At 47.0% G+C, this 3,739-nt stretch carries 5 protein-coding genes; all 5 read right to left on the reverse strand.

All coding sequences use genetic code 11. The features are described from left to right. The coding region (locus tag D6694_02735; protein RMH47014.1) for an ABC transporter ATP-binding protein at positions 1–596 on the reverse strand (596 nt) is incomplete at its 3' end. Continuing rightward, positions 586–1,362: an ABC transporter permease gene (locus tag D6694_02740; protein RMH47015.1), complete on the reverse strand. Its 777-nt coding sequence runs from the start codon at positions 1,360–1,362 to the stop codon at positions 586–588. The genes D6694_02735 and D6694_02740, both read right to left, overlap by 11 nt. Positions 1,363–1,372: 10 nt before the next feature. After that, positions 1,373–2,485 carry a glycosyltransferase family 1 protein gene (locus D6694_02745; protein ID RMH47016.1) on the reverse strand — a complete coding sequence of 371 codons (1,113 nt, stop codon included), beginning with the start codon at positions 2,483–2,485 and terminating at the stop codon, positions 1,373–1,375. Further along, entirely contained in the window at positions 2,469–3,533 is a 1,065-nt protein-coding gene (locus D6694_02750) for a glycosyltransferase (protein RMH47017.1), read from the reverse strand. The genes D6694_02745 and D6694_02750 overlap by 17 nt, the downstream gene beginning before the upstream one ends. Beyond that, entirely contained in the window at positions 3,533–3,739 is a 207-nt protein-coding gene (locus tag D6694_02755; GenBank protein RMH47018.1) for a hypothetical protein, read from the reverse strand. Before D6694_02755 ends, D6694_02750 begins: the two co-directional genes overlap by 1 nt.

A 3,739-nucleotide genomic window follows, 5' to 3' on the forward strand; every position in this document is an offset into this window, starting at 1 on the left:
ATTTTTTCTTTACATTTATCTCGAAATGCTTCATCGCCTACCGCCAGCACCTCATCAAAAAGATAAACATCTGCCGGGCTATGAATAGCAATGGAAAAAGCCAGCCGCAGAACCATCCCGGAAGAATATTTCTTTACAGGAACTCTAATGAAATCATTCAGTTCGGCGAATTCAATGATATCATTAACCAATCTCTTAACATCATGGATACTCAGGCCAAGGATGGTGCCATTCATATAGATGTTTTCAATCCCATTCAAATCTGGATGAAATCCGGCTCCTAATTCAATCAATGGCGCAACACGACCGCATACATCTACATCTCCCAGAGTCGGAAAAGTAATATTTGAAACCAGCTTGAGCAGAGTGCTTTTCCCTGACCCATTGGAACCGCAGAGCCCGACGCATTCGCCTCGGCGAATGGTCAGATCGAGATCTTGCAAAGCCCAGAACTCACCATCTTTAAGGCCTAGTCTCCTCCTGAAACCTTTTTTAAATAAACCTGCCAAATGTTCGCGCAGATTGTTTTCAAAAGAAGCATTACGCGAATACCTTTTAAAAACATGACTAAAGCGAATCACAACGTCAGATGACATCAGCAAAGGCCCTTTCAATGCGGATAAAAATTTTACAAACAAGCCAATAGAACACACCCACAAGAATAGCCTCTACCAAAAACTGCCACCAAACGACCGATCTCCCCTCAATAGTGACACGCCGCATATTTTCAACGATAAAAGTCAGAGGATTTAGAAAAAGAATCAACTTCCACCTCGTTTGAACTTGGTCAATAGAATAAATCACTGGTGTAGCAAAAAAAAGAAACTGGATAATAAAATTAGATGCCAGCTTAACATCACGGTAATATACATTAAGCGCAGCCAACAAATAACCAAAAGAAGTGGTAAATACGACCAAAATAATCACAAGTGGAATGACCCACAGAAAATTCCATGTAACAGGTGTACCGTAAATCATGATTAACACCAAATAGACAGCGAAACCAATCAGGTAGTCGATAAAGTTAATCGCAACCCCGGACAAGGGTATAATTTCTCGGGGAAAATAGATTTTGGTAATCAAATTAAAATGCGCCACAAGACAGTTAACTGCATGGTTTGTTGAACCGGCAAAAAACGTCCAGGGCAAAATGCCTGCGAAGAAAAAGAGCGGATAAGGGTAGCCTTTCCCCTTCATCTGGAGGATTACACCAAAAACAAAAACGAACAACAGCATCATGCTCAGAGGTTGCAGAATTGCCCAAAGAACACCGATAAAGCTCTGGCGATAGCGAATCAAAAATTCGCGCCAGATAAAAACCAGCAGAAGATCCCTGTATTTAAGCAAACGTTTCAGCAGCATTATTGATCTACTACACCTGTTGAAAAAGAGTTAGAAGATCACGAGCTGTGGTTTCCCATGAAAACATAGCGGCCCGTGCCAAGGAGGCCTTTCGCATCGACTCGCGGCGAGCATCGTCAATCAGTATAAGTCGCATGGCGTCTGCGATGGCAACTACATCACGTGGCGGTACGAGAAAAGCTGCCTTCCCAGCAACCTCAGGCAAAGAGGTCGCGTCAGCTGCCAAAACGGGAGCACCACACGCCATTGCTTCTAGTAGAGGAAGCCCGAATCCTTCATATTCCGAAACAAACAAAAAAAGTGCAGCACCACTATAAAGAAGACTTAGATCTGTATATGGGACATAATTCAAAACAATAACGCGTTCTGAAACTCCGCATTGAGCCGCAACTCTCTTTATCTGCTCAATCTGCACAGACACCTTGCTTCCCGCCAAGACTAGCTGATACGGCACTGTATTAGCGACGCGTGAAAAGGCTTCAATCAAACGTATAAGATTCTTGCGAGCGCTACTGTTACCGACATAGAGGAGGTACCTTTCTTTTTCGAGACCGTACTCAGCCAACCTAGAGAAGTCGTCGCGTGGAACAAAGTTATCTCGGTCATACCCCTCGCTAATTACCCAAATTTTTTCTGGTTCAATGGAATAGCATCTTAACAGGTCATTTCGGGTGAAATTCGAAACAGCCACAATGGCATTAGCTCGCTCAAAAATTTTAGGAAGACGGTGACGAAAACTCCAACGCACAGTGCGTGGCGCATCCTCCGGAAACGTCAGCGGAATGATATCGTGCGCGGTCACCACATGCGGCACGGGACTTCGGCTTAGTCCATTCGGAATAGTCGTGTATAGTAAATCCACCTTTTCTTTTTTTATAAGATGTGGCAACACAGCTTCGACCCAAACAGGCCGCAAAAGGTATAGCTGGTTACCGAGGCGCTGAAGTGGCTGCATCACACGCCGAATCTGATCAGATCGAAGCTTCAGTCGGGAATCATCAACCGTCCAGACCACCAAATTATCATGCAACTTGGCCAGTTCATTAATTACACTAATGCTATAAACACCTAGTCCGGTTGGTTGGTCTGTATAAATTGTGGTAGCGTCAATTCCGATTCGCATCACTCTCTCCGGAAATTTCCTTTAGTATTTCAACAAAGCGCCGTCGGCTGATACGCAAATCAAACTTGCGAGCTATGCCAAAACCGGCCTTGCGTTCGGCGGCCAGTTGCTCCGGGGAGGAAACAAGCCGGAAAATTTCATCCGCCATACCCTCGGCATCTCCAATATCCAAAGTATGAATCGCATTATATTCACGGGCATACGGTACTGCATCGGTGGTCACCACCACACAGCCGCATGCCATCGCCTCAAGGGGAAAAAGCCCAAACCCCTCGTGTCGGGACGGATAGAATAAGATATCGGCACTACTCAGAATCTGCCGCAGACGGTCATCATCCACCACACCGAAATGGCGCACGGGGAACCGGTATGATTTTTCCAACCTTTCGCCGCAAACCCAGAGCTCGAGATCGTTCCCAAGTGTCTCTGAAAGTCGATCGAACACCTTGAGGGCAAGGTCGTACCCCTTACGGTAGCGATCACCGCGGGCCATAAAAAAAAGAGCCCGCCGCCCCTTTTTGGCAGTGATCAGCTCAGGGTCCGGCTCGAAAAAAAAAGTTTCCAAATCGATCCCGTTCGTCACAGTGTGGCAGATCGTTGCGCCATAGCGAAGTCGAAAACGTTCCGTCAGGTGGTCATAGACGGCAATGCAGATGCCATTCTGCCGGAAGAAACGTCGATACAAGAGGTCAATCATAGCCCGCTGCCATCGGCGACCGTAATACTCGATGTCGTCCGCCTGAGCAAAATAGACCAGCCGTCCGCGGCAACGAACCAGCGGAGCAAGATGAATGATATCAATGACAGTGATATCGTGCTGCAAAGTATGCAACCCTGTCCAAAGAAGAAAACCTGCACGTCCCGGCCACGGAACCCGGACACAGTGAATTGCTGGAGCAACCCGGAAGACTGTCTCATCAACGCTACTGTAGAGAGTTACACGGTGTCCCTTTTCAGCAAGGTAATTGGCGTACTCAAGCACCATTCGATCACCGCCGCGATTGAGGAGTGAATAACGATAGAATGCGATATCCATGGATGCCAGCATCAGCAATAAATCTCCCAACCAACAATAAGAGCCCAGACACACCCTGTAAAAAGCAGAGCCGGATCCTGCAGCAGCGCCCTGGTCGGGTCACCACCGCGGCCCGAAAGCACGCGGCGATAAAAAGCCAACAAGCCGAAACAACAGATGGGAACTATCCAGATACTCCGCCCATGGTCAATGACATAAATTGCGTACGTAACCAGCAC

This window comes from Gammaproteobacteria bacterium, assembly GCA_003696665.1.
Lineage (GTDB): Bacteria > Pseudomonadota > Gammaproteobacteria > Enterobacterales.

Coding starts and splice junctions, on each gene's coding strand:
- D6694_02740 (RMH47015.1), bottom strand. CDS start 1,362: ATGCTGCTGAAACGTTTGCTTAAATACAGGGATCTTCTGCTGGTTTTT.
- D6694_02745 (RMH47016.1), bottom strand. CDS start 2,485: ATGCGAATCGGAATTGACGCTACCACAATTTATACAGACCAACCAACC.
- D6694_02750 (RMH47017.1), bottom strand. CDS start 3,533: ATGCTGGCATCCATGGATATCGCATTCTATCGTTATTCACTCCTCAAT.